This is a genomic window from Actinomyces denticolens, from assembly GCF_002072185.1.
GTDB classification, from domain to species: Bacteria; Actinomycetota; Actinomycetes; order Actinomycetales; family Actinomycetaceae; genus Actinomyces; species Actinomyces denticolens.
Map to the genome: position 1 here is coordinate 1 of NZ_MVIW01000083.1, position 881 is coordinate 881.

General features: G+C 65.3%; 2 protein-coding genes. Both read left to right on the forward strand.

Features of this window, described 5'->3' with window-relative positions:
• The first annotated feature begins 143 nt into the window (after positions 1-143).
• On the forward strand, positions 144-341 hold the full coding sequence (locus B1H55_RS12455) for a hypothetical protein (protein ID WP_143221373.1): 198 nt from the start codon (positions 144-146) through the stop codon (positions 339-341).
• A gap of 103 nt (positions 342-444) precedes the next feature.
• A complete protein-coding gene (locus tag B1H55_RS12010; protein ID WP_174977478.1) occupies positions 445-843 on the forward strand; it encodes a hypothetical protein in 399 nt (132 codons plus the stop codon).
• The last annotated feature ends 38 nt before the right edge of the window (positions 844-881 follow it).

An 881-nucleotide genomic window follows, 5' to 3' on the forward strand; every position in this document is an offset into this window, starting at 1 on the left:
CAGGGCCTCATCGCGTCTACTCCTCGCCGATGGGGGACGGGACTTGCGGGCCCGGTAGGCGGAAGGGGCGATCTTGACATCGGCACTAGCCAGCGCCTGACAGATCGGCACAGGCCCCGCAGCTCCTCCCCGTGTGGGAGTCGATGTACTCGCAGATCAGCGGGATGGGCGGTGCGGGCACCGGCCGCGAAAAACAACTGACGCACTCCTTTGGGAACGCGTTCGCCCTGCGCAGCTCACGGCTTGTCGGCTTCCAGCTGCCTGATCCGCTCGGCATCGGATGTGGTGGTTCCCGGCCGGGCGCCCGCGTCGACCTCGGCCTTCTTGACCCAGATGATTGATTCCAAGGGGGGTGGGGTCGGCGTGGGGGCTGGATGAGGGGGCGAGGGCCTCGCAGGATCGGTGCTGTAGAAGCGTTTCCTCACGCATTGGAGCCTGAGAAAAATGGACACCGACCTGGAGACCCTCGCCACGGTACTGTACGTCACTGCCGATGACCTGCTCAAAGCCCACCCCGAAATGGCGCCCCAGCGACCGAAGGTAGGCATCGCCCCAAGAACCACCGACGCAGAGATCATCACCTTAGCGGTGATGCAGGCCCTGCTGGGCCACACCAGCGAGCGACGCTGGCTGCGCTACGCCCGCAAGCACTACCAGGGCATGTTCCCCCACCTTCCGGGCCAATCGGGCTGGAACAAGCGCCTACGCGCCCTCCAAACCACCATGGCCTGGCTGACCACCACCCTGGCCAAGGCCACCAGCGTGAAGCGTCCTGGGTTTTGTTCCGAGTCTCAGCAAGGAGAATCGGAGTATGCCCAAGAAGTTCAGTCCCGAGCTGCGTGACCGCGCCGTGCGGCTGGTCTACGAACGTCAGGCGCGCG

Coding starts and splice junctions, on each gene's coding strand:
- B1H55_RS12455 (WP_143221373.1), top strand. CDS start 144: ATGTACTCGCAGATCAGCGGGATGGGCGGTGCGGGCACCGGCCGCGAA.
- B1H55_RS12010 (WP_174977478.1), top strand. CDS start 445: ATGGACACCGACCTGGAGACCCTCGCCACGGTACTGTACGTCACTGCC.